This is a genomic window from Thioclava sp. UBA3469, from assembly GCF_002378135.1.
Taxonomy (GTDB): domain Bacteria; phylum Pseudomonadota; class Alphaproteobacteria; order Rhodobacterales; family Rhodobacteraceae; genus Thioclava; species Thioclava sediminum.
This window is the reverse complement of the sequence record NZ_DFRG01000213.1, coordinates 3,403-4,238: the sequence shown is the minus strand read 5'-3', so window position 1 is coordinate 4,238 and position 836 is coordinate 3,403. Positions and strand designations below refer to the sequence as shown.

1 protein-coding gene is annotated in these 836 nt (G+C 66.3%); it reads left to right on the top strand.

Features of this window, described 5'->3' with window-relative positions:
• Positions 1-836: ATP-binding cassette domain-containing protein (locus B3D39_RS15830; protein ID WP_286789863.1), on the top strand; the 836-nt coding region annotated here is incomplete at both ends.

Here is an 836-nt window from a genome sequence, read left to right as displayed (position 1 = left end):
GTTCTGGGATCTGATCGACCGCATTCGTGCCCAACTGGGCGACATGAGCGTGATGGTCGCGACCGCCTATATGGAAGAGGCCGAGCGCTTCGATTGGCTCGCCGCGATGAATGACGGCAAGGTGATCGCTGCCGGCGCGCCGGAGGAGCTGCGCGCGAAGACCGGCCGCGCCACCTTGGAAGAGGCCTTCGTGAGCCTCCTGCCCGAGGGCGAGGGGGAGGCGGGGGTCGAGCTGCGCCCCCGCACACCCGGGTCGGCCGATGCGCTGCCCGCGATCCGCGCCGAGGGGTTGACCAAGAAATTCGGCGATTTCACCGCAGTCGACAATGTCAGCTTTACCATCCCCGAGGGCGAGATCTTCGGCTTCCTCGGCTCGAACGGCTGCGGCAAGTCGACCACGATGAAGATGCTCACGGGCCTTCTCGATCCGACCGAGGGCCGCTCCGAGCTGTTCGGCGAGGCGCTGAAGGCCTCGGATATGAAGGTGCGCCACAATATCGGCTACATGTCGCAAAGCTTCTCGCTCTATGGCGAGCTGACGGTGCGCCAGAACCTGGATCTTCACGCCAAGCTTTACGAGATCCCTGCGGGCGAACGGCCTGGACGGGTGGCGGCGACGCTGCGCGAATTCGATCTCGACGAGGTCGCGGCGGCGATGCCCGACAGCCTGCCGCTGGGGATCCGCCAGCGCCTGCAACTGGCCGTGGCCACGCTGCACCGCCCGCGCATCCTGATCCTCGACGAGCCCACCTCGGGTGTCGACCCGCTGGCGCGCGATGCCTTCTGGCGCAAGCTGATCTCACTCTCGCGCGACGATGGCGTGACGATCTTCATCT